Raw genomic sequence first — 22,180 nt, 5'->3', positions numbered from 1 at the left:
GATCGTCGTGGTCATGGTGTCCCCCTCAGGCTCGGCTTCATCGGCCGGTCGGCGCGACAGCCCACCAGCCTATTGCGGGCAACCGACCGAGGGCAAGCGGTATTCCGGTTTCCGGTCAGCGCTTCCCGTGCGCCTGACAGTGCCGCCCGGCGACCCCGGGCGACCGCGCCCGCCGGCCGTCGGTGCCTCAGGCCAGGACGCGGGCGGCCTCACGGTCCAGCAGGCTCCGCTTCACCTCGAGCCCCCACGCGAAGCCGCCCATCGTGCCGTCGCCGCGCAGCACGCGGTGGCACGGCACGAACAGCGCGGCGGCGTTGCGCGCGCACACGGATGCCGCGGCCCGGACCGCCCGGGGGCTGCCCAGCGCGATCGCGAACTCGGTGTAGGTGAGCGGGGCGCCGGGGGCGATCCGGCGCAGCGCGTCCCATCCGGTGCGCTGCATGTCCGTGCCGTGCTGCACGACCGGCACCGCGTCGATCGCGGTGAGGTCGCCGTCGTAGAACGCGAGGGCCGCGGCCGCGGCATCCGTCTCCCCGTCGCGGATGCCGGCGGGACGCCGTGCGGGGGCGAGCCGGGCGAGGATCGCGTCCCGCGAGTCGGTCCATCCCGAGGCGAGCACGCGCTGCCGGGCGTCGGCGAGGATCGTGAACGGCCCGTCCGGGGTGGCGATGGTCTGCAGGACGGCCTGGTCGATGGCGGTCATGAGGGCTCCTTCGTGAGCGCGGCGGCGGCGGCCGCGGAGGATCGAGGGGTGCGCTTCGCGGGCGCCGAGCGCCACAGATGCGCGGTGAGGTAGCTGCGCCAGGGCGCCGTGCGCTCGGCCCAGGCCGCGAGCCCGGCCGGGTCGGCGGGGAGGCCGGTGGCCGCCGCGCCGGCCCGCACGGCGACGTCCCCGGGGAGCAGGACGTCGGGGTCGCCGAGCACGCGCATCCGCACGTAGTCGGCGGTCCACGGCCCGATCCCGGGCATCGCCAGCAGTGCGGCGCGCTGCGCGGCCGCGTCGTCTCCGACGGTGAGGACGAGCTCTCCCGCGGCGAGCGCGGCGGCGGCGCCGGTGATGGCGCGGATGCGGGCGGCGGGTCCGCGCAGCACGGATGCCCCGTGCTCGGCGATCGCGGCCATGGTCGGGAACAGGATGCCGGAGTCCGGGGTCGCTGCCGGTGCGGCCGCATCAGCGGGCCCGGTGGTGTCGCCGACCCGCTCGCCCAGCGCCTCGACGAGCGCGGTGAGGGCGCTGCGCGCGGCCACGACGGTGATCTGCTGACCGACCATGGCGCGGATCAGCATCTCGTGCGGGTCCGCCGCTCCCGGCACCCGGATGCCGGGCGTGCGCGCCACCAGCGGGGCCAGCGCCGGCTCCGCCGAGAGCGCCTCGTCGATGGCGACCGGGTCGGCATCCAGGTCGAACAGCCGGCGGGCGGTGGCGACCAGCGGTGCGAGATCTCCGAGGCGGGTGACGCGGGCGCGCAGCCGGAGCCGGTGGCGCTCGTCCCGGGCGACCTCGAACCAGGCGGGGCCGCCGGGCATCCGCAGGTGACGGGCGAAGGAGCGCTCGCCGGCGCTCTCCACGCCGGGCAGCGCACGCGCGGCCATCCAGGCGAACACGCCGGCGGCGTCCAGCGGCGGGCGGTGCGGCAGGAGCAGGTCGATCACCCCGGGGACGGGATCGTGCCCGGCCGCGTCCCGGGGACGGCGGGCGCGCAGGTCGCCCGGGGTCATCCCGAACACCTCGCGGATGGTGTCGTTGCACTGCCGGATGCTGGTGAAGCCGGCCGAGAAGGCCACCTCCGAGATCGGCATGTCGGTGCCCACCAGCAGCATCCGGGCGCTGTGCGCGCGATGCGCACGGGCGAGGGCGAGCGGGCCGGCCCCGAGTTCGGCGGTGAGCAGCCGGGTGAGGTGGCGGGAGGAGTATCCCAGCCGGGCGGCGAGACCGGGGACGCCCTCGCGTTCCACGATGCCGGCCGCGATCAGCCGCATGGCGCGGGCGGCCACATCACCGCGGACGTTCCACTCCGGCGAGCCCGGCGCGGCCTCGGGCAGGCAGCGCTTGCAGGCGCGGTAGCCCGCCTCGTGCGCGGCGGCGCTGGTCGGGTAGAAGGTCACGTTCTCCGGCTTCGGCGTGCGTGCCGGGCAGCTGGGACGGCAGTAGATGCCGGTGGAGCGCACGGCGGTGACGAACTGCCCGTCGAAGCGGGTGTCGCGCGCGCTGATGGCGCGATACCGCTCGTCGAAGGTCATCACCGGGAGGCTCATGCCTCCACTCTGTCACGCCCCCGGGCATCCGGCTGGCGGAAATCGGACATCACGGTGCCCCTCCCCCTTCCCCCGTCCCCTCCCCGGGTTTGGGGCGGATTCTCGACTTTGGGGCGGCGCTCCGCCGCCCCAAAGTCGAGAATCCGCCCCAAACGCTCAGGAAGGAGGGCGGTCAGCCTGCGAGGCGTTCCCGGCGCACCGGCTTCCATCCGGCGCGCGGCACCGCGGCGCGCAGCGCGCGCGTGTACGGATGCACGGGCTCGGCGAGGATCTCGGCGGTCACCCCGGCATCCACCACCCGGCCCTGCTCCATCACGATCATCCGGTCGGAGATCTGGTTCACCACCGCGAGGTCGTGCGAGATGAACAGGTAGCTGACCTTCCTCTCCGCCCTGATGTCGCTGAGCAGATTCAGGATCTGCGCCTGGATCGACACGTCCAGCGCCGCGACCGCCTCGTCGAGGACGATGACCTCGGGATCCGCGGCGAGCGCCCGCGCGATCGCCACCCGCTGACGCTGCCCGCCGGACAGCTGGTACGGGAACTTCTGCCAGAACCGTTCCCCCAGCCCCACGCTCTCCAGGATCCGCTGCGCGGTCGCGCGGTGCGACCTGGCGCCCTGCGACGCCGTCGCGTGCAGCGCCACGGATGCCGCGATGATGTCCACGATGCGCTGACGGCCGTTCAGCGAGGAGTACGGATCCTGGAACACGGGGTCAGTGGAAGAAGTGGCGCTCCCCGGTGAAGAACATCGTCACGCCGGCCTTGCGCGCGGCGTCGATGACCTCGTCGTCGCGCACCGAGCCGCCGGTCTGCACGATCGCGGTCACGCCGGCGTCGATGAGCACCTGCGGGCCGTCCGCGAACGGGAAGAACGCGTCGGATGCGGCGACCGAGCCCGCAGCGCGGTCACCCGCCCGCTCCACCGCGAGGCGGCACGAGTCGACCCGGTTGACCTGGCCCATGCCGACGCCGACGGTCGCGTTGCCCTTGGCGAGCACGATGCCGTTCGACTTCACCGCGCGGCACGCCTTCCACGCGAAGATGAGGTTCTCCATCTCCGCCTCGTCGGGCTGCTCGCCGGAGACGAGCTTCCAGTCCTTGGCGACCGAGGCGATGTCGTCCGGGAAGCGGTCGGCGTTCTGCAGCAGCAGACCGCCGGAGACGAGCCGCACGTCCATGCGCTCCTGCTGCCAGTCCGCCGGCAGCTTCAACAGCCGCAGGTTCTTCTTCGCGCGGAACACCTCGAGGGCTGCCGGCTCGAAGTCGGGGGCGACGATGACCTCGGTGAAGATGTCCTTCAGGTTCTCCGCCATCTTCAGGGTGACGGTGCCGTTCGCGGCGATCACGCCGCCGTACGCCGAGACCGGGTCGCACTCGTGCGCGCGCAGGTGGGCGCTGGCGATGGGGTCGAGCGCGTTCGGGGCCGTGGTGGCGATGCCGCAGGGGTTCGCGTGCTTGATGATGGCGACCGCGGGCAGGATCATGTCGTAGGCGGCGCGCAGCGCGGCATCCGCATCGACGTAGTTGTTGTAGGACATCTCCTTTCCCTGCAGCTGCGTCGCCTGGGCGATGCCGTGACCGCCCGCACGGGTGTAGATCGCGGCGCGCTGATGCGCGTTCTCGCCGTACCGGAGCGTGGCCAGCCGCTCGGCCTGGATGGTGAGGTGGGTCGGCAGCGACTCCTCCTCCAGGGTGCCCTCCGCGAACCACTGCGCCACGGCGGAGTCGTACGCGGCGGTGTGCGCGAAGGCGCGGGCGGCGAGCTCCCGGCGCTGGGTCAGCGTGGTGCCGCCGGCGCGCAGCGCCTCGATCACCGACGGGTACGAGTCGGGCGAGACGACGATCGCGACGTTGGCGTGGTTCTTCGCCGCCGCACGCACCATCGCCGGTCCCCCGATGTCGATCTGCTCGACGACGTCGTCGCCCTGCGCGCCCGAGGCCACGGTCTCCACGAACGGGTACAGGTTCACCACGACGAGCTCGAAGGGTTGGATGCCCAGGTGCTCGAGCTGCCCCTCGTGGTCCTCGAGGCGCAGGTCGGCGAGCAGGCCCGCGTGCACCGCCGGATGCAGCGTCTTCACGCGGCCGTCGAGGGACTCGGGGAACCCGGTGACCGCCGAGACGTCGGTCACCTCGTGCCCGGCCTCGCGGATCGTCGCCGCGGTCGAGCCGGTGGACACGATCTCCACCCCGGCCTCGGCCAGGGCATCCGCGAGCTCGCGCAGACCGGTCTTGTCGCTCACCGACACCAGTGCGCGGCGGATCGGGACCGTGTCGCGGTGACGGTACAGCGAGGGGTCCTGGCGGGGACCGGCCATGAGGGTGCTCCTTCTTTCGTGGCGGTGCGGGTCAGGTCAGCACGAGCTCGCCGGTGGCGATGCGGCGGACGACGTCGATCAGCAGCCGCCGTTCGACGGGCTTGATCCGCTCGTGGAGTTGGTGCTCGGTGTCGCCGGGGAGCACCGGGACGCGCTCCTGGGCGAGGATGGGTCCGCTGTCGACGCCCTCGTCGACCACGATGACGCTGGCGCCGGTCTGGCGGACGCCGGCCGCGAGCGCGTCGCGCACGGCGTGGGCGCCGGGGAACTCGGGCAGGTACGCCGGGTGGGTGTTGATGATGTTCGGCGCGTAGCGGTGGACGAGGGATGCCGGCAGCAGCCGCATCAGACCGCTGAGCACCACCAGGTCGGGGGCCCAGACGTCGAGCTGGCGACCCAGCTCCTCGCCCCAGTGCTCGCGGCTCTCGTGCAGATGCCAGGGCACGGTGAAGCTGGGGATGCCGAACTCCTCGGCGTGCGCGAGACCCTCGGCGTCGCGGTCGGCGCCGACCACGATGACCCGGGCGGGATAGTCCGGGTGACTCGCGGCTTCGAGCAGGGCACGGAGATTCGAGCCGGTGCCCGAGATGAGTACGGCGACCGTCAGCACCCGGTCAGTCTACCGGGGTGGTGAGGCCCGACATCTCCGCGTTCCAACGGTCGGTGCGCTCCTCGGCCAGCTCGTCTCGGTGCCTTGGCGACAGCAGCAGGATCGCCGCCCCGATCAGCACCTCGATGCCCACCGCGAGGGCGACGGGGCCCGCGGCGGGGCCCGCTTCGGCGAGCCGCCCGGGACCGATCGAGCCGGATGCCAGCGCAGCGGCGAGCGCGGCGACGCCCGCGGTGAGCCCGGCGATGCCGACGGCGATCGCCGCCCGCGGCCCGAGGCCGGCGGCGGCGCCCTCCCACACCAGCCGGGAGCGGATCATCCATCCCGCGAGCGCCCCGGCGCCGATCGGGACGATCAGGCAGACCAGCATCCAGATCGAGGAGTGCTCCGGGAGCAGCCCCAGTACGGGGATCCCGGGGACGACGCCGAGCTGCGTGCCGGCGGGCGAGACCGACGTGCCGGCGCCCACGGCGAAACCGGGTCCGGCCAGCCAGGCGACGGCCCACACGATCAGCGTCGGCAGGTAGGCGAGGTGCCCGAGCGTCAGCATCGCACCGCCGAGGACGTCCACCCGCGCCGCCTCGAACAGGGCGATCACCTCACCCCCGCGCAGGACCACCGCCACCGCCACCGCGACCGCACCGGCACCGGTGAGCGCCACCACCGCGACCGCCGCGCCGCGCACGGCCTCGGCCGGCACGGGTGCCCAATCCCCCCAGCCGTCGACGATGTCGTGCACCCGGTCGACGAGCCCGCCGTCCCCCTCCGACCAGGCGTGCCGCACGGCGCCGGCGAGGAGACCGGCCAGGTAGGCGGCGGCGGGGAGGAGGATCGCCGCCCAGAGCGGGGTGCGCACGGCATCCGCCTGTCCGGTGACGGCCACGACCGAGGCGAGCGCGGTGAACGCCGCCGCCCCGGCGGCGACGCCGACGCCCCACGCCCCCGCGGCGGCCGCGCGGCGTCCCGAGCGCGCGGCGAAGAGCACCGTGAACAGCAGGACGATGAGCGGCGGCAGCGACAGCGTGAAGCGCGCGGCCTCGGCCGGGATGCCGACAGCGACGACGATGTCGTCGGGGATGACGACCTGCATCGGAACCGCGTGTGCGAACTGCCAGAGTGCCGCGCTCGTGCCCCAGAGGGACCCCCAGTCGGCGGACAGGCCGAAGGCGAGCATCCACAGCACCGTGAGCGGTGCAAGCATCGCAGCCACGCCGACGGCCGCGGCGATGGCGGCGTCGAGCGCGGCGAGGAGCGCGACGAGGAGGCGTTGCATGACGCATCGAGCCTACGACGGCACCCTGTGCCCGCCCTCCCGGCCACGCGCGCCGGGAGCGACGCGATAGGTTTTCTGCGGAGGTTCCCCCATGACGACTGCCCCTGCCCGCCCGCGGACCGCGCACGAACCGCAGAACCCGCTCGACCGCTTCTTCGAGATCAGCCGGCGCGGGTCGACGTTCGGCGCCGAGATCCGCGGCGGACTCGTCACCTTCGTGACGATGGCGTACATCGTGATCCTGAACCCGATCATCCTCTCCGGCAAACCGGATGCCGCCGGGAACGCGCTGGAGTTCGGCGCCGTCGGCGCCGCGACCGCTCTCACCGCCGGCCTGATGACGATCCTGTTCGGCGTGATCACCCGGCTGCCCTTCGCGTTCGCCGCGGGCCTGGGGATCAACGCGTTCCTCGCCTTCAGCGTCGTCGGTCAGGTCACCTGGCCGGAGGCGATGGCCCTGGTGATGATCAACGGCGCGATCATCGTGCTGCTGGCGGCAACCGGCCTGCGGAAGCTGATCTTCGACGCCGTGCCGTTCCAGCTGAAGATCGCGATCACGGTCGGGATCGGCCTGTTCATCGCCTTCATCGGCTTCGTGAACTCCGGGTTCGTCACCGCCACCGGCGCCTCCTCCCCGCCGGTCGGCCTCGGCATCGACGGCTCGGTGGCCACCGTGCCGAGCCTGCTGTTCGTGATCACCCTGATCATCACCGGCATCCTCGTCGCGCTGCGGGTGAAGGGCGGCATGCTGATCGGCCTCGTCGCCGGCACCGTCCTGGCCGTGATCGTCGAGGCGATCTGGCACCTCGGCCCCAAGGTCGGCGCCGACGGCGAGATCGCGAACCCCGGCGGCTGGGGGCTCACGGTCCCGGCGCTGAGCGGGTCGCCGGTGAGCATCCCCGATCTCAGCCTGATCGGCGCCGTCGACTTCACCTTCGACTTCGGCCGGGTCAGCGCCGTCGCCCTGGTGATGATCGTGTTCACCCTGCTGTTCACGAACTTCTTCGACGCGATGGGCACGATGACCGGGCTCGCGAAGGAGGCCGACCTCGCGGATGCGAACGGCGACTTCCCGAGGATCAAGTCGGCCCTGATCGTGGAGGGCGTCGGCGCGATCGCGGGCGGCGCGACCTCCTCGTCGTCCAGCACCGTGTTCATCGAGTCCGGCGCCGGGATCGGCGAGGGCGCCCGTACGGGGTTCGCGAACGTGGTGACCGGGGTGATGTTCCTGCTGGCGATGTTCCTCACCCCGCTGACCTCGATCGTGCCGACCGAGATCGCGGCGGCGGTGCTGGTGATCGTCGGCGCGCTGATGATGGCGCAGATCCGTCACATCGACTTCGCCGACTTCCGGGTGCTGATGCCGGTGTTCCTCACGGTCACCGTGATGCCGATGACCTACTCGATCGCGAACGGCATCGGGGCGGGCTTCGTGAGCTGGGTGCTCATCCACGCCTTCTCCGGCCGCGGCAAGCAGGTCAGCCCGCTGCTGTGGGTGGTCGGCGCCGGCTTCGTGATCTTCTTCGCCAGGGAGCCGATCGAGCAGCTCTTCGGCGCCGCGCTCTGACCCCGTCCCCTTCCCTCCTCGTCTCCGTCTCCCCCCGTTCTTTCCGGGTTCTTTCCCGACCTCCCCGGGATTGGGGCGGATTCTCGCGTTCGGGGCGGTTCTGCGCCGCCCCGAACGCGAGAACGCGCCCCGGGCGCATGACGGCCGTTCCCTCCGGCCCCTCAGCCGTTGTATCCACGGTGCTAGAATACATACACAACGTACGTAACAGGAGAGGAAGCACGGATGCCCCGCGCCAGCGCCGCCGACGCCGCCGAGACCGCCCGCCGGGTTCTCGATGCCGCGCTTCACCGGTTCGCCGCCGACGGGTTCGCCGGGGCATCGATGGACGACATCGCCGCGGATGCTGCCGTCACCCGGGGCGCGGTCTACCACCACTACGGTTCGAAGGCCGGGCTGCTCGCCGCAGTGGTCGCCCAGCTGCAGCAGTCGGTGGCGGATGCCGTGGTCGCCGCCGCCGGCGATGCGCCACCCGCCGCCGCACTCCGTCTCGGCAGCCATGCGTTCCTGGACGCCATCACCGCGGACGGCCGGGCGCGCGTGCTGCTCGTCGACGCGCCCGCGGTCCTCGGCTGGGAGGCCTGGCGGCGTTCGGATGCCGAGGCCTCGGCGGTGCACCTCCGGGAGGCGCTCGCCGACGCCGGCACGCCGGAGGAGACGCTCGGCGCGCTGACCGCCCTGCTCTCGGGGGCGATGAACGAGGCTGCTCTGTGGCTGGCCGAGCGCCCCCGGCACGCGGCCTCCCGACGTGTCGCGCACGAGGCCCTCGACCGGCTGCTGGATGCCGTCGCTCCCTGACCGGCCCCTCTCCCCCTCCTCCCCCTCCTCCCCCTTCCTCCCTTTCCTCCCCTTCCTCCCCCGTCCTCCCCGTCTTCCCCCGGGTTTGGGGCGGGTTCTCGCGTTCGGGGCGGTTCTCCGCCGCCCCGAACGCGAGAACCCGCCCCGGACGCACCGGTACCACGCCGGCGCCTGTGCCCGGGAACGGCGAGGGCCCCGGACCGTGCGGTCCGGGGCCCTCGCCGTTCGGGTCAGAGACCCTGGATGATCTCGCGCATCAGCGCGGCGGTCTCGGACGGGGTCTTGCCGACCTTCACGCCCGCCGCCTCGAGGGCCTCCTTCTTCGCCTGCGCGGTGCCGGCCGAGCCGGACACGATCGCACCGGCGTGACCCATGGTCTTGCCCTCCGGCGCGGTGAAGCCCGCGACGTAGCCGACGACCGGCTTGGTGACGTTGGCCTTGATGAAGTCCGCCGCCCGCTCCTCGGCGTCGCCGCCGATCTCGCCGATCATCACGATCGCCTTGGTCTCGGGGTCGGCCTCGAAGGCCTCCAGCGCGTCGATGTGCGTGGTGCCGATGATCGGGTCGCCGCCGATGCCGATGGCGGTGGAGAAGCCGATCTCGCGCAGTTCGTACATCATCTGGTAGGTCAGGGTGCCCGACTTCGACACCAGGCCGATCGGGCCCTTGCCGGTGATGTTCGCCGGGGTGATGCCGACGAGGGACTCGTCGGGCGTGATGATGCCCGGGCAGTTCGGGCCGATGATCCGAGTCTTGTTGCCCTTCTCCTTGGCGTGCGCCCAGGCCTGCGCGGTGTCGCCGACGGGCACGCCCTCGGTGATCACGACGAGCAGCGGGATCTCGGCGTCGATGGCCTCGATCATGGCGTCCTTGGTGAACGCCGGCGGCACGAAGGCGATCGACACGTCGGCGCCGGTCTTCTCCATCGCCTCGGCGACGGAGGCGAACACCGGCAGCTCGATCGGGTTGCCGTCGGCGTCCTTGTGCAGCACCGTGGTGCCGGCCTTGCGGGCGTTCACGCCGCCCACGATGTTGGTGCCCGCCTTCAGCATCAGCGCGGTGTGCTTGGTGCCCTCACCGCCGGTGATGCCCTGCACGATGACCTTGGAGTCCTTGTTCAGGAAGATCGACATATCTGTTCCTCAGTTTCGGTCTCTGAGCCCGACGGGTCAGGCGTTGGCGAGCTCGGCGGCCTTGTCGGCGCCCTCGTCCATCGTGGTGGCCAGGGTGACGAGGGGGTGGTTGGCCTCGCGCAGGATGGCGCGGCCCTCCTCCACCTTGTTGCCGTCCAGGCGGACGACGAGCGGCTTGGTCGCGGCGGAGCCGAGCTCGGCCAGCGCGCCGACGATGCCCTTGGCGACCGCGTCGCACGCGGTGATGCCGCCGAACACGTTCACGAACACGCTCTTGACCTGCGGGTCGCCGAGGATGACGTCGAGGCCTGCGGCCATGACCTCGGCCGAGGCGCCGCCGCCGATGTCGAGGAAGTTCGCCGGCTTCACGCCGCCGTGGTTCTCACCGGCGTAGGCGACGACGTCGAGGGTCGACATGACCAGGCCCGCGCCGTTGCCGATGACGCCGACCTCACCGTCGAGCTTGACGTAGTTGAGGTCGTTCTCCTTCGCCTTCGCCTCGAGCGGGTCGGCGGCGTCCTTGTCCTCCAGAAGCTCGTGGCTGGGGTGGCGGAAGTCGGCGTTGGCGTCGAGCGACACCTTGCCATCGAGAGCGATCACCTCGCCCTCCTCGGTGAGGACGAGCGGGTTCACCTCGACCAGGGTCGCGTCCTCGCCCTTGTAGACCTCGTAGAGTGTGACGAACACGTCCGCGACCTTCTCGACGAGCTCCTCGGGGAAGTTCGCTGCCTTCGCGATCTCAAGAGCCTTCGCCTTGTCGATGCCCTTCAGCGGGTCGACCTCGATGCGGGCCAGGGCCTCGGGCTTCTCGACGGCGAGCTGCTCGATCTCCATGCCGCCCTCGACGGAGCACAGGCTGAGGTAGGAGCGGTTGGCGCGGTCCAGCAGCACCGAGAAGTAGAACTCCTTGTCGATGCGGGCACCGGCGGCGACCATCACGCGCTTGACGATGTGGCCCTTGATGTCGAGCCCGAGGATCGCCTTCGCGGCCTCGTACGCCTCGTCGGGGGTCTTGGCGACCTTGACGCCGCCCGCCTTGCCGCGGCCTCCGGTCTTCACCTGCGCCTTGACCACCACGACGCCGCCGAGCTTCTCGGCCGCTGCCTTCACCTCCTCCGGGGTGTCGGCGACGATGCCGGCGAGCACCGGCACTCCGTACTTCTCGAAAAGGTCTCGTGCCTGGTACTCGTAGAGATCCACAGTGTGCAGTCCTTCGCTGGTTGCGACTTCCGGGACGCGACAGGTTCTGTCGGGCGTCGATGTGATTCGACCCGGTTCCCCAGCCTACTACCGCTCTCACGCGCGGCCCGACGGGCGGTCTAGGCTTCCGGTATGCAGCAACCGGCTCAGCTCCGCACCGGCGTCGTCGCGGCCGCCCTCGAGCTGTTCGCCCGTCAGGGATTCGAGCAGACCTCGGTCGAGCAGATCGCGAAGGCCGCGGGCGTCTCGCGCTCGACGTTCTTCCGACAGTTCGGCGGCAAGGAGGACGTGGTCTTCGCCGATCACGAGGCGCTCATCGACGAGCTGCGCGCGTTCCTCGCCGAACCGCACGACGATCCGTGGGCGGCGGTGTGCGAGGCATCCGAGCACGTGTTCGCGCACTTCGCCCGCGACCCGGAGATGGCGCGGCGCCGCTACCAGATCGTGCGCGAGGTGCCGGTGCTACGCGAGCGCGAGATCGTCACGGTGTTCCAGTACGAGCGCCTGTTCGACGAGTACCTGCGCACGGCGCTGCCCGGCATCGCGCCGATCGACGCCGTCGGCTTCTCGGCGCTCGTCACGGCGGTGCACAACCACATCCTGCGGCAGCTGCTGCGCGGCAAGCGCGTGCCGGTGTCGGCGCTGCGCAGCGCGCTCGACGACGTCCGCCGCCGCTACGGCGTGCTGCCCGAGCCGGCCGAGCCGTCTCCGGACGACATCGTGGTGGCCGTGTTCCCGCGCGCGATGCCGGTCGCGGAGATGTCGCGGCGCGTGCAGGCGCAGCTCACGCCGGAGCAGCACTGACGGCATCGTGTGACACCGGGTCTCGGGGAATGTGAGACTCGGTCCGGGATGCGGGTAGAGTGCCCTCATGAGCAGCGCAGCCCCCTTCCCCGGCGAGCCCGTCTTCCCCGGGGAGACGGTCGAGCGGTACGACGTGACAGACCCGCGTGACACCGACTACTACGCCGTCTTCGCCGACATCCCCGAGGCCGACCGCGCGGTGTGGGCGCGGGCACGCGCGTACGTCGCCGAGGTGGCGCCGATGATGCGGGATGCCTGGGACCGGGCGGAGTATCCGCTCGAGGCGGCGCGCCGGCTCGGCGCGTACGATCTGGTGACCGACGGCATCGACCATCCCGCGCTGACGAAGCTCTCGCCGCTCGCCGCCGGCCTGGTGAACATGGAGCTCTCCCGCGGCGACGGCTCCCTCGGCACGATCCTCGCGGTGCAGGGCGGTCTCGCGCTGCGCACGCTCGCCCTCTTCGGCAGCCCCGCGCAGCAGGAGCGCTGGCTGAAGCCGGTGGCGGATGCCTCGGTGCTGGCGGCCTTCGCGCTCACCGAGCCGGATCACGGCTCCGACTCCGTCTCGCTGGAGACGACCGCCCGCCGTGACCCTTCGACAAGCTCAGGGTCCGGCTCTGGGTCCGCGACCGGCTCAGGGTCCGCGACCGGCTCAGGGTCCGCGACCGGCTCTGGGTCCGCGACGGACGGGGCCTTCGAATGGGTGATCCGCGGCGCGAAGAAGTGGATCGGCAACGGGGCATCCGGCGGCATCACGCTGGTGTGGGCGCGCGTCGACGACGAGGGCACGGAGGACCACGGCGCCGTGCGGTGCTTCCTCGTCGAGCAGGACGCCCCGGGCTATCAGGGCACGGTGATCGAGGGGAAGGGGTCCCTGCGCGGCATCCATCAGGCCCGCATCCGCCTCGACGACGTCCGCGTGCCGGCGGATGCCGTGCTGCCGGGCACCCGCAGCTTCAAGGACGCGTCCACCGTGCTCTACGCCACCCGCTCCGGTGTGGCGTGGTCGGCGCTGGGACACGCCACCGCCTGCTACGAGGCGGCGCTGTCCTACGCGCTGCAGCGGGTGCAGTTCGGCAAGCCGCTCGCGAAGTTCCAGATGGTGCAGGAGCGCCTCACGCATATGCTCGAGGACCTCACCGCGATGCAGCTGTACTGCCGGCGCCTGGCCGATCTCGAGTCCGCGGGCGAGCTGCGTCCGACGCAGGCCTCGCTGGCGAAGTTCCACAACACCCGTGCCGCCCGCCGCATCGCCGCGGTCGCCCGGGATCTGCTCGGCGGGAACGGCATCCTGCTGGAGAACGGCGTGATGCAGCACATGGCCGACATCGAGGCCATCCACACCTACGAGGGCACGGAGAGCATCCAGGCCCTGCTGCTCGGCCGCGACATCACCGGCATGAGCGCGTTCGCCTGACCACTTCGCCCGTTCTGTACCGGTCCCCACAGCTTTCGAATCGCGCAGGCCTCTGCCGAACACCGCGAGGATGCCGAGCGCGAACGCGATGTCGGTCGCGGTGGGGATCGCCCAGCCGTGGAGCGCCGCGGCGTCGCCGGTCGCGAGCACGATGCCGACGAACACCATCGCTGGCACGAGCATGCCGCCGACCGCCGCCACGATCGGCACCGCCGCCTCGCGGGGACGGCGCAGCGAGCCGACCGTGAGCTCATGCTTGAGCTCGACGCCGATGACGAGGAAGAAGATCGCGAGCAGGCCGTCGGAGGCCCAGTGCGCGACGCTCAGGTCGAGGTGCAGCGCCTCGGGGCCGAGGTGCGTGCCGGCGAGCGCGCCGTACGCCTCGGCGAGCGGCGAGTTGGCCAACGCGAGTGCGAGCGCGGCGGCGACGATGAGCAGCACGCCGCCGGTCGTCTCCTCGCGGGCGAGGGCGGCGATCCTACGGGTGGCGCGGCGGATGGGCATGGGGTCTCCTCGTCATCGCACGAGCGGATTCGCTCGTGGCCGACCAGGCTTCCCGGCGCACCGCCTCCAGCCTAGCCGCACGTGGCGAGACGACCGAGGGGCCGTTCACCGTCTCGACGTCGGCCAGTCACCTCGGGGACACCCATGCCTCGCCGCCGTGCGGTAGGTTCGCTCCCACGACGGAACCCGGACATGAGAGGCGCCATGTCGACCGACAAGACCACGACCGTGCAACGCTCCGAGCGTCGATTCCTGGGCGACGACCGCTGGTGGCACGTCGCGTTCGGCCTCATCCTGGCCATCACGCTCACGGTGTTCGTGCTGTGGTCGTTCGGCGTCGTGGACGAGGGCGCCAATCGACTCGTGCTCGTCACCGCCATCGGATTCGGCCTCTTCATGGCCTTCAACATCGGCGGCAACGACGTCGCGAACTCGTTCGGCACGAGCGTCGGTGCAGGCACGCTGTCGATGAAGCAGGCGCTCATGGTGGCTGCCGTGTTCGAGGTCGGCGGCGCCGTGATCGCCGGCGGCGAGGTCACCGATACGGTCCGCAGCGGCATCGTCGACCTGTCTGGCGTCGCGATCGACCCCATGGACTTCGTCGTCATCATGATGTCGGCGCTGCTCGGCGCCGCCGTCTGGCTGCTCATCGCGACGCGCATGGGCTGGCCCGTGTCGACGACGCACTCGATCATCGGCGGCATCGTCGGCGCCGCCGTCACGACCGGCTTCCTGACCGGCACCGGCGGGTTCGAGATGGTGCAATGGGATCAGATCGGCCAGATCGCGATCTCGTGGGTGCTCTCGCCCGTGCTCGGCGGTGCCGTCGCGTGGCTGCTCTTCGGCGGCATCAAGCGCTTCATCCTCGTCTACAACGAGCGAGCCGACCAGCGCATGCGCGAGATCAAGCAGCGGAGGATCGAGCACCGCACATCGCATCGCACGCGATTCGAGCGACTCTCGGAGGTGCAGCAGCTCGCGTACACGAACGCCATGGCTCGGGACGCCGCCGCGTGGGGCGATGACGTCGACCCCGACGAGCTCGAGTCGGAGTACTTCAAGGAGCGGTACGCGCTCGATCGCGAGGCGAGCGCGATCGACGCGCACCGGGCGCTCGAGACCGGCGTGCCCTTGCTCGCCGCGTTCGGCGCGATCGTCATCACGTCGATGCTCATGTTCAAGGCGCTGCACCTCGACATCGACTCCGCCGGCACGTTCCTCATCATCGCGATGATCGGCGCCGCGGTGTGGCTCGCCGTGTTCATCTTCGCCAGGACCCTCAAGCATCGCGACCTCGAGCGCTCGACGTTCCTGCTGTTCAGCTGGATGCAGGTGTTCACGGCATGCGCCTTCGCGTTCAGCCACGGCTCGAACGACATCGCGAACGCCATCGGCCCGTTCGCGGCCGTGCTCGACGTGCTGCAGTCCGGTGAGATCGATGCAGAGGCTCCTGTGCCGCCGCAGGCGATGCTGGCGTTCGGCATCGCGCTCGTGGTGGGGCTGTGGTTCATCGGGCGCGCGGTCATCAAGACCGTCGGCGAGGGCCTGACGAAGATGCACCCGGCCTCCGGGTTCGCCGCGGAGCTCTCCGCCGCCGGCGTCGTCATGGCCGCGAGCCTCCTGGGCCTGCCCGTCTCGAGCACGCACATCCTCATCGGCGCGGTGCTCGGGGTCGGCCTCGTGAACGGCGCAGCGAACTGGCGGCTCATGCGGCCGATCGGGCTCGCGTGGGTCATCACGCTGCCAGCCGCCGCGGCCATCGGCGCGCTCGGCGTCGTCGTGCTGCCGCTCGTGCTCGGCATCTGAGCGGCCAGGCAGGGTCAGATGGCCGCGACGAGCACGAGCGCGCCGAGCACGACCTGGCCGATGACGCGCGGCACGAGCGGCACCGCGACCCTCCCGAAGCGCTCGGGATCGCGCGCGACGTAGGCGTTCGCGGGGAACACCGCGATGAGCAGCGCGATGAGCCACACGCCGGCTGCGAACCGCACCTCGGGGACGGGCACGAGCAGGCCGAGGCCACCGATGATCTCGGCGACGCCGGAGACGGTCACGAGGCTCACGGGGGAGAGGACGCCCGTGCCGCGCAGGCCCGGCGGGATCATCGCCGTCATCCTGTTGCGCACGCGCGGCACGAGGTGCAGCACGCCCATGCCGACGAAGACGATCGCGAGGAGGGCGCGCACCACCCACTGGATGACGAGGAAGAGGTCCATGCTCCCTCCATCATCCCAGCCCGCGCGGGCCGAATCGCTTGATCTGCTGTGTTCCGGGCCGTTCGGCAGCCGATCACGCGATTCGAAACCGGTGCAGACCCGGGCCGGGCGGCCGGTCGGGCCGGGCGGCCGGGGAGTCAGTCGCAGCCGCAGTTGCCGGCGGCGTTGCGCACCATGAAACAGACGCCGCAGACGCCGTAGTCGCGCTCCACCGGCTTCGGGATCCGCGGGGTGCGCGGCTCGGCCGGCTTCGACGCGGATGCCGCGCGGGCGCCGGCGGTCCGCTTCGGACGGGCCGGCGATGCCGGGTACGTGCTCGGATGCGCGACGTAGAAGTACGGCGCCCGGCCCTCGCTGGGCTGCAGGCGCAGTGGGGCGCCGCCGACGGTGATGCGCTCGTCCTCGGTGAAGCCGTTGGTGTAGGTCTTCCCGATGTGCAGGGGCGCGCCCTCCCCGCGGCGGATCGCCTCGATGTAGCGGCCGCGGTCGATGAAGGTGGTGACGCCGACGGCGTCGACGATCGCCGCGATGAACTCGTGGTTCTCCTCGGGCACGCGATGCGCGCGGAGCGCCTCGGCGAGGGATCGGTAGGGGCGGGAGGTTCCGGCGGGGGTGGGGCCCTGGACTTCGTTCATCCCCTCCAGGATCGCACGGCCGGAGCGCCCGTCGCACCGGGCGCTGAGCGCCCGGCATCCGCCCGCGAACCCGGCATCCGCCCCCGCATCCGAGCGTGACACACTGGGGGACATGGCACGCGCGACGGTGATCGGCAGCGGACCCAACGGGCTCGCCGCGGCTGTGAGCCTGGCGCGCGCGGGCTACGACGTCGAGGTGCTGGAGGCCGCCGCTACGATCGGCGGCGGGGTGCGCACGCTCGAGGGCCCGCTCCCCGGATTCCACCACGACGTGTGCTCGGCGGTGCATCCGGCCACCCTCGCCTCCCCGTTCTTCCAGGCCTTCGGCATCGCGGAGCGGATCGACTGGGTGCGGCCGGAGATCTCGTACGCGCATCCGCTCGACGGCGGCCGCGCGGCCGTGGCCTGGCAGGACCTCGAGCGCACCGCGGAGGCGCTCGGACCGGATGCCCGGGAGTGGCGCGCGCTGCTGCGCCCGCTCGCGCGTCGCATCGAGGGCGTCGCGGACTTCACCGGGCACGCGCTGCTGCGGATCCCCGGGCATCCGCTCACCGCTCTGCGCTACGCGCTCCGCGTCGCCGAGCAGGGCACCGCGCTCGCGGCGCGCGTGTTCCGCACCGCGGAGGGGGCGGCGCTGCTGGCCGGGGTGATGGCGCACGCGAACCGGCCGCTGCCGTCGCTGAGCGGCGCCGCGGCCGGCCTGCTGCTGGCCGCGCACGCCCACGCGGGCGGCTGGGCGTATCCCCGCGGCGGCTCGCAGCGCATCGCGGATGCCCTGCAGCAGGACCTGGAGGAGCACGGCGGCCGCATCCGCACCGGGGTGCACGTGCGCGACCTGGGCGAGCTGGACTGGGGCGATCCGGCGCGCGGCGATCTGCTGATGCTCAACAGCACGCCGCGGCTCGCCCTGACCCACCCGGACGTTCCCGCCCGGTACGCGCGGGCCCTGCGGTCGTACCGCTACGGACCGGCGGCGGCGAAGGTGGACTTCGCGGTGGACGGGCCGATCCCGTGGGCGAACCCGCTCGTCGCCCGGTCGCCGACCGTGCACATCGGCGGCACGCGCGAGGAGATCTGGGACAGCGAGAACGCCGTGGCGCGGGGGCGCGTGAGCGAGCGCCCGTACGTGCTGGCGGTGCAGCCGTCGGTGCTCGACCCGAGCCGCTCCCCCGAGGGCACGAGCGTGCTGTGGGCGTACATCCACGTTCCGGCGGATTCGACGCTGGACGTCACCGAGCTGATCACCCGGCAGGTGGAGCGGTTCGCCCCGGGGTTCCGGCAGCGGGTGCTCGCCGCGCACGCGATCCCCGCATCCGCGCGGGAAGCCGTGAACCCGGCGGAGATCGGCGGAGACATCCTCGGCGGGACCTTCACCATGCTGCAGGCCGCCCGGCGTCCGATCCTGTCCCCCACGCCGTGGCGCACCCCGATGCGGGGCGTGTACCTCGCCTCGGCCGCGACGCCTCCCGGGCCCGGGGTGAACGGCATGGCCGGCTGGCTCGCCGCGCAGGCGGCGCTGCGGGATGCCGGCACGCCGGCGTCGCTGGCGGACCTGTTCCGCTGACCTCCCGACCCGCCGTTCGCGCCACATTGTGTCCCGAAGTGCCGGTCGGCCGAGCTCCGACCCGCAGCTCACGACACAATGTGGCGGGTGGTGCGGGGTCGCCCAGTGGCTCAGGATGGAGCCATGTACGACATCCCGGCACCCATGCTTGCCAAGGCCGCGACCACGGTCCCCGATCCGGCGAAGTTCGCGGGCGGGCTGCTGTACGAGCCGAAGTGGGACGGATTCCGCGGGCTGGTCGCCTGGGACGGCGAGCGCCTGGAGATCGGATCCCGGGGCGCGAAGCCGCTGACCCGGTACTTCCCGGAGCTGGTGGCGAGCCTGACCGAGATCCTGCCCGGACCGTGCCTGCTCGACGGGGAGATCGTCGTCGCCACCGGCGAGCCGGGGCGGCAGCGGCTGGACTGGGAGGCGCTCAGCCAGCGGATCCATCCGGCCGAGTCCCGCGTGCGCAAGCTCGCCGCCGAGACGCCCGCGATGTTCATCGCCTTCGACCTCCTCGCCGACGGCGACGAGCTCCTCCACGACCGGCCCTTCCGCGAGCGCCGCGACCGGCTGGAGGCGCTGCTCGCCGGCGCCCGGCATCCGCTGCACCTGACGCGTACGACCGAGGACCCGGATCTCGCCGGCCGCTGGCTCGCCGAGTTCGAGGGCGCCGGGCTCGACGGCGTCGTCGCGAAGCCGCTGGACCAGCCGTATGCCCCCGGTAAGCGCACCCTGATCAAGGTGAAGCACGCGCGCACCGCGGACGTGGTCGCGCTGGGCTACCGGGTGCACAAGAGCGGGTCGGGTGTCGGCTCGCTGCTCGTCGGCCTGTACGGGCAGGACGGGGTGCTGCACCAGGTGGGCGGCGTGGCGGCGTGGAGCGACGCCATGCGCCAGCGGCTCGTCGAGGAGCTGGATCCCCTCGTGGAGCGGGATGCCGAGGGGCGCGCGGTCACCGGGGAGGGCGAGCGCTCGCGGTTCACCGGCGCGAAGGACGTCTCGTTCGTGCGGCTGCGCCCCGAGCGGGTGCTCGAGGTGCGGTACGACCAGCTCGAGGGGATGCGGTTCCGGCACACCGTGCAGTTCGAGCGCTGGCGCCCCGATCGGGATGCCCGCTCCTGCACCTTCGACCAGCTCGACACGGTCGCCGGCTACGACCTCGCCGACGTCCTCACCTGACCCGCGCCCGGCGCCGACTCCGCACCCCGCCCCGTCGCCCGCGCCCCGCCCCGTCGCTCGGCCCCCGCTGCGCTCGCCCTCCGTCGCCCGGCCCGCGAGCCGTCGCCCGGCCGCCCACCGCCCCGCGTCGGTGGTTCCGCGCCGGTCGTTCCGCCCGCACGGCACTGGTCCCCAGGAGAGGCACAGCGGGCCAGGCCGCCGCGGGTCCAGGGGCCGGAGGCCCCGCGGCCCGTGAAGCCCGGGCCCCGCGGGCCGGGAAACCGGAGCCCCAGGGGCCGTGAAGCCGGGGCCGGGGGCGGCGGTCAGTCCTCGATGCGGTTGCCCTCGGCGTCCCAGTTCTCGGCGACCTTCTTGCTCGGCTGCACGCGCGGGGGCTCCCCGGGCATCTTCGGGAACTCCGGCGGAAACGGCATCTCGCCCAGCCCGTTCTCGACGTCCCGCTCCCACCACTCCAGCAGCGTGTCGATGCGGCCCGGGTTCTCCTGCATCCGCTCCCACGGGTCGCCGACATCGGCGAGCCGCTGCGGCACCGTGAGCACCGTGAAGAGGCGCGGATCGACGTCGTCGAGCTCCTCCCAGTGGATCGGCGTCGACACCGGGGCGCCGGGCAGGGCGCGCGGGCTGTACGCCCCGGCCATCGTCCGGTCGCGGTTGGCCTGGTTGAAGTCGACGAAGATCCGCTCCCCGCGCTCCTCCTTCCACCAGCTGGTCGTGACCCGGTCCGGCATCCGCCGCTCCAGCTCCCGCCCGGCGGCGATCACCGCGTGCCGCACCGTGAGGAACTCCCACTCCGGCACGATCGGGCAGAACACGTGCAGCCCGCGGTTGCCGCTGGTCTTGATGAACGGCTCCAGCCCCGCCTCGCGCAGCACGGCGCGCAGCTCGTGCGCCGCCGGGATCGCCTGCGCGATGCCCGTCCCCGGCTGCGGGTCGAGGTCGATGCGCAGCTCGACCGGGTTGTCGGTGTCGTCCGCCCTGGACGCCCAGGGGTGGAACACGATCGTGTTCATCTGCACCGCCCAGACCAGCGCGCTCGGCCGGTTGAGCACGATCTGCGGATGCCGGCGGCCGCTGTTGTACGTGACCGTCACGGCGTCGACGTAGTCCGGCGTGCCCTTCGGCGGATTCTTCGAGAAGAACCCCTCGCCCTCGATGCCGTCCCGGAACCGCTCCAGAGACACCGGCCGGTTGCCGTTCGCGGCGAGGAAGGGACCGGCGACCTGCTGGGCGTACTCCGCGTACTCCGCCTTGGTGATGCCGTCGCCGGCGCCCTCGGCGGGCGGCCAGACCACCCGGTTCGGGCTGGACAGCACGACGTCGCGCTCCCCGTCGGGGTCGGACACGGTCAGCGTGATGCGCTCGGAGGCCATGTTCCGACCCTAGAACGACGGATGCCCCGCGCGACAGCCTCCCTCGATCCGCACCGGCTCGCCGGCGATCCCCCGAGCACCTCTGGACAGACTGTCGAGCGAGCGCTGCGGCATCCGACAAATCCTCGACGCCGGCGCGCGGCCCCGGGTTCTAGCGTTGCCCCATCCGCGCCCGACCCCTGAGGAGCCATCGGGTACCAGCATCCGAAGGTCGTGGCGGCGATCCAGGAGCAGGCCGCCACCCTCGCCACGATCGGTCCGGCCGTGGCGAACGAGACGCGCGCGCAGGCGGCCGAGCGCATCCTGGAGCTCGCGGGCGCCGGCTTCGAGAAGGTGTTCTTCACGAACGGCGGTGCGGATGCCGTCGAGAACGCCATCCGGATGGCCCGCCTGTACACCGGGCGGGACAAGGTGCTGTCCCGGTACCGCTCCTACCACGGCAACACCGGGGCGGCGATCGTCGCGACCGGCGACTGGCGGCGCATCCCCAACGAGTACGCCCGTGGGCACGTGCACTTCTTCGGTCCGTATCTGTACCGCTCGGAGTTCTGGGCGTCCACCCCGGAGGAGGAGTGCGCCCGCGCCCTGCACCACCTGGAGCGGGTCATCCAGCTCGAGGGTGCGGAGACCATCGCCGCGCTGCTCCTGGAGACCATCCCGGGCACGGCCGGCATCCTGACCCCGCCGCCCGGCTACCTCCCCGGCGTGCGCGAGATCTGCGACCGCTACGGCATCGTGCTGATCCTCGACGAGGTGATGGCCGGGTTCGGCCGTACGGGCGAGTGGTTCGCCTTCGACGCCTTCGACGTGCGACCCGACCTCATCACCTTCGTCAAGGGCGTCAACTCCGGCTACGTCCCGGTCGGGGGCGTCGTCATCTCCGACCCGATCGCGCACCACTTCGACGAGCGGGTCTTCCCCGGCGGGCTCACCTACTCCGGGCATCCGCTCGCCGCGGCGTCGATCGTCGCGACGATCGACGCGATGCGCGAGGAGGGCATCGTCGAGGGCGCGAAGCGCATCGGCGCCGAGGTGATCGGGCCGGCGCTGGCCGAGCTCGCCGAATCGCAGCCCCTCGTCGGCGAGGTGCGCGGGAGCGGGGTGTTCTGGGCCATCGAGTTGGTCAGCGACCGGGCGGAGCGCACGCCGCTGACGCCGGCGCAGATGGGACGCCTGAAGTCGGATCTCATCGCACACGGCCTGCTGCCGTTCACCGCTGACAACCGCATCCATGTGGTGCCGCCCGCGGTCGTGACGGAGGAGGATGCCCGACGCGGCATCAGGATCATCGCGGACGCGCTCACGCGCTTCACGCTCTGATCCGGGCGTCGGCGGCCGAGTGTCCGGG

Annotated in this window: 18 protein-coding genes and 2 pseudogenes; 8 read left to right on the top strand and 12 right to left on the bottom strand. The window is 72.2% G+C overall.

Annotation, left to right across the window (positions count from 1 at the left end; translation table 11 throughout):
* Nucleotides 1–187: 187 nt before the first annotated feature.
* From JSY13_RS02570 to JSY13_RS02545, 6 genes are all read right to left on the bottom strand, one after another.
* Nucleotides 188–703, bottom strand: coding sequence for a methylated-DNA--[protein]-cysteine S-methyltransferase (locus JSY13_RS02570; RefSeq protein ID WP_259607441.1), 516 nt, complete (start codon nt 701–703; stop codon nt 188–190).
* On the bottom strand, nt 700–2,256 hold the full coding sequence (locus JSY13_RS02565) for a DNA-3-methyladenine glycosylase 2 family protein (RefSeq protein ID WP_259607440.1): 1,557 nt from the start codon (nt 2,254–2,256) through the stop codon (nt 700–702). Before JSY13_RS02565 ends, JSY13_RS02570 begins: the two co-directional genes overlap by 4 nt.
* Nucleotides 2,257–2,428: 172 nt before the next feature.
* Nucleotides 2,429–2,968 carry an ATP-binding cassette domain-containing protein gene (locus JSY13_RS02560; RefSeq protein WP_259607439.1) on the bottom strand — a complete coding sequence of 180 codons (540 nt, stop codon included), beginning with the start codon at nt 2,966–2,968 and terminating at the stop codon, nt 2,429–2,431.
* Between the two features lie 4 nt (nt 2,969–2,972).
* A complete protein-coding gene (gene purH, locus JSY13_RS02555; RefSeq protein ID WP_259607438.1) occupies nt 2,973–4,577 on the bottom strand; it encodes a bifunctional phosphoribosylaminoimidazolecarboxamide formyltransferase/IMP cyclohydrolase in 1,605 nt (534 codons plus the stop codon).
* A gap of 31 nt (nt 4,578–4,608) precedes the next feature.
* Nucleotides 4,609–5,187, bottom strand: a complete 579-nt coding sequence (gene purN, locus JSY13_RS02550; protein ID WP_259607437.1) for a phosphoribosylglycinamide formyltransferase — start codon at nt 5,185–5,187, stop codon at nt 4,609–4,611.
* 4 nt (nt 5,188–5,191) lie between these two features.
* Nucleotides 5,192–6,460 (bottom strand): cell division protein PerM, encoded by a 1,269-nt coding sequence (locus JSY13_RS02545; RefSeq protein ID WP_259607436.1) that lies wholly within the window; start codon nt 6,458–6,460, stop codon nt 5,192–5,194.
* Between the two features lie 91 nt (nt 6,461–6,551).
* Here JSY13_RS02545 and JSY13_RS02540 point away from each other — a divergent pair, with 91 nt between their 5' ends.
* Complete coding sequence (locus tag JSY13_RS02540; protein WP_259607435.1) at nt 6,552–8,027, top strand: NCS2 family permease; 1,476 nt, start codon at nt 6,552–6,554, stop codon at nt 8,025–8,027.
* A gap of 225 nt (nt 8,028–8,252) precedes the next feature.
* Nucleotides 8,253–8,825: a TetR/AcrR family transcriptional regulator gene (locus JSY13_RS02535; RefSeq protein WP_259607434.1), complete on the top strand. Its 573-nt coding sequence runs from the start codon at nt 8,253–8,255 to the stop codon at nt 8,823–8,825.
* Nucleotides 8,826–9,055: 230 nt separating this feature from the next.
* On the opposite strand, the gene sucD is transcribed toward JSY13_RS02535, so the two are convergent.
* Nucleotides 9,056–9,958, bottom strand: coding sequence for a succinate--CoA ligase subunit alpha (sucD, locus tag JSY13_RS02530; RefSeq protein WP_259607433.1), 903 nt, complete (start codon nt 9,956–9,958; stop codon nt 9,056–9,058).
* A gap of 36 nt (nt 9,959–9,994) precedes the next feature.
* Entirely contained in the window at nt 9,995–11,158 is a 1,164-nt protein-coding gene (gene sucC, locus JSY13_RS02525; RefSeq protein WP_259607432.1) for an ADP-forming succinate--CoA ligase subunit beta, read from the bottom strand.
* Nucleotides 11,159–11,290: 132 nt separating this feature from the next.
* Here sucC and JSY13_RS02520 point away from each other — a divergent pair, with 132 nt between their 5' ends.
* Together JSY13_RS02520 and JSY13_RS02515 are read left to right on the top strand one after the other, a co-directional pair.
* Nucleotides 11,291–11,962, top strand: coding sequence for a TetR/AcrR family transcriptional regulator (locus tag JSY13_RS02520; RefSeq protein WP_259607431.1), 672 nt, complete (start codon nt 11,291–11,293; stop codon nt 11,960–11,962).
* 67 nt (nt 11,963–12,029) lie between these two features.
* A complete protein-coding gene (locus tag JSY13_RS02515; RefSeq protein WP_259607430.1) occupies nt 12,030–13,379 on the top strand; it encodes an acyl-CoA dehydrogenase family protein in 1,350 nt (449 codons plus the stop codon).
* A 105-nt stretch (nt 13,380–13,484) separates the two neighbouring features.
* Here JSY13_RS02515 and JSY13_RS02510 read toward each other — a convergent pair.
* A pseudogene (locus tag JSY13_RS02510) lies at nt 13,485–13,883 on the bottom strand (Na+/H+ antiporter NhaA); the annotation flags it as partial.
* 204 nt (nt 13,884–14,087) lie between these two features.
* Here JSY13_RS02510 and JSY13_RS02505 point away from each other — a divergent pair.
* Nucleotides 14,088–15,689 (top strand): inorganic phosphate transporter, encoded by a 1,602-nt coding sequence (locus JSY13_RS02505; RefSeq protein WP_259607429.1) that lies wholly within the window; start codon nt 14,088–14,090, stop codon nt 15,687–15,689.
* A gap of 14 nt (nt 15,690–15,703) precedes the next feature.
* Here JSY13_RS02505 and JSY13_RS02500 read toward each other — a convergent pair whose 3' ends face one another.
* Nucleotides 15,704–16,099 (bottom strand): DoxX family protein, encoded by a 396-nt coding sequence (locus JSY13_RS02500; RefSeq protein ID WP_259607428.1) that lies wholly within the window; start codon nt 16,097–16,099, stop codon nt 15,704–15,706.
* A 137-nt stretch (nt 16,100–16,236) separates the two neighbouring features.
* The gene (locus JSY13_RS02495; protein ID WP_259607427.1) at nt 16,237–16,734 is read right to left on the bottom strand and encodes a hypothetical protein; all 498 of its coding nucleotides are present in this window, start codon (nt 16,732–16,734) and stop codon (nt 16,237–16,239) included.
* A 112-nt stretch (nt 16,735–16,846) separates the two neighbouring features.
* Here JSY13_RS02495 and JSY13_RS02490 point away from each other — a divergent pair, with 112 nt between their 5' ends.
* Both JSY13_RS02490 and JSY13_RS02485 read left to right on the top strand, forming a co-directional pair.
* Nucleotides 16,847–18,298 (top strand): phytoene desaturase family protein, encoded by a 1,452-nt coding sequence (locus JSY13_RS02490; RefSeq protein WP_259607426.1) that lies wholly within the window; start codon nt 16,847–16,849, stop codon nt 18,296–18,298.
* A 123-nt stretch (nt 18,299–18,421) separates the two neighbouring features.
* Nucleotides 18,422–19,462, top strand: coding sequence for an ATP-dependent DNA ligase (locus tag JSY13_RS02485; RefSeq protein ID WP_259607425.1), 1,041 nt, complete (start codon nt 18,422–18,424; stop codon nt 19,460–19,462).
* A gap of 302 nt (nt 19,463–19,764) precedes the next feature.
* On the opposite strand, the gene ligD is transcribed toward JSY13_RS02485, so the two are convergent.
* Nucleotides 19,765–20,832 carry a non-homologous end-joining DNA ligase gene (gene ligD, locus JSY13_RS02480; RefSeq protein ID WP_259607424.1) on the bottom strand — a complete coding sequence of 356 codons (1,068 nt, stop codon included), beginning with the start codon at nt 20,830–20,832 and terminating at the stop codon, nt 19,765–19,767.
* 189 nt (nt 20,833–21,021) lie between these two features.
* On the opposite strand from ligD, the pseudogene JSY13_RS02475 reads away from it, so the two are divergent.
* Nucleotides 21,022–22,152: pseudogene (locus JSY13_RS02475) on the top strand (aminotransferase class III-fold pyridoxal phosphate-dependent enzyme); the annotation flags it as partial.
* Nucleotides 22,153–22,180 lie beyond the last annotated feature (28 nt).

The sequence above is a fragment of the Microbacterium neungamense genome (assembly GCF_024971095.1).
GTDB classification, from domain to species: domain Bacteria; phylum Actinomycetota; class Actinomycetes; order Actinomycetales; family Microbacteriaceae; genus Microbacterium; species Microbacterium neungamense.
The sequence above is the reverse complement of the archived record's forward strand: the minus strand, read 5'-3'. Positions and strand labels throughout refer to the sequence as shown.

What these genes read in the sequence shown, in the direction of transcription:
- JSY13_RS02570 (WP_259607441.1), bottom strand. Translation starts at nt 703, where the DNA reads ATGACCGCCATCGACCAGGCCGTCCTGCAGACCATCGCCACCCCGGAC.
- JSY13_RS02565 (WP_259607440.1), bottom strand. Translation starts at nt 2,256, where the DNA reads ATGAGCCTCCCGGTGATGACCTTCGACGAGCGGTATCGCGCCATCAGC.
- purH (WP_259607438.1), bottom strand. Translation starts at nt 4,577, where the DNA reads ATGGCCGGTCCCCGCCAGGACCCCTCGCTGTACCGTCACCGCGACACG.
- JSY13_RS02545 (WP_259607436.1), bottom strand. Translation starts at nt 6,460, where the DNA reads ATGCAACGCCTCCTCGTCGCGCTCCTCGCCGCGCTCGACGCCGCCATC.
- JSY13_RS02540 (WP_259607435.1), top strand. Translation starts at nt 6,552, where the DNA reads ATGACGACTGCCCCTGCCCGCCCGCGGACCGCGCACGAACCGCAGAAC.
- JSY13_RS02535 (WP_259607434.1), top strand. Translation starts at nt 8,253, where the DNA reads ATGCCCCGCGCCAGCGCCGCCGACGCCGCCGAGACCGCCCGCCGGGTT.
- sucD (WP_259607433.1), bottom strand. Translation starts at nt 9,958, where the DNA reads ATGTCGATCTTCCTGAACAAGGACTCCAAGGTCATCGTGCAGGGCATC.
- JSY13_RS02520 (WP_259607431.1), top strand. Translation starts at nt 11,291, where the DNA reads ATGCAGCAACCGGCTCAGCTCCGCACCGGCGTCGTCGCGGCCGCCCTC.
- JSY13_RS02515 (WP_259607430.1), top strand. Translation starts at nt 12,030, where the DNA reads ATGAGCAGCGCAGCCCCCTTCCCCGGCGAGCCCGTCTTCCCCGGGGAG.
- JSY13_RS02505 (WP_259607429.1), top strand. Translation starts at nt 14,088, where the DNA reads ATGTCGACCGACAAGACCACGACCGTGCAACGCTCCGAGCGTCGATTC.
- JSY13_RS02500 (WP_259607428.1), bottom strand. Translation starts at nt 16,099, where the DNA reads ATGGACCTCTTCCTCGTCATCCAGTGGGTGGTGCGCGCCCTCCTCGCG.
- JSY13_RS02495 (WP_259607427.1), bottom strand. Translation starts at nt 16,734, where the DNA reads ATGAACGAAGTCCAGGGCCCCACCCCCGCCGGAACCTCCCGCCCCTAC.
- JSY13_RS02490 (WP_259607426.1), top strand. Translation starts at nt 16,847, where the DNA reads ATGGCACGCGCGACGGTGATCGGCAGCGGACCCAACGGGCTCGCCGCG.
- JSY13_RS02485 (WP_259607425.1), top strand. Translation starts at nt 18,422, where the DNA reads ATGTACGACATCCCGGCACCCATGCTTGCCAAGGCCGCGACCACGGTC.
- ligD (WP_259607424.1), bottom strand. Translation starts at nt 20,832, where the DNA reads ATGGCCTCCGAGCGCATCACGCTGACCGTGTCCGACCCCGACGGGGAG.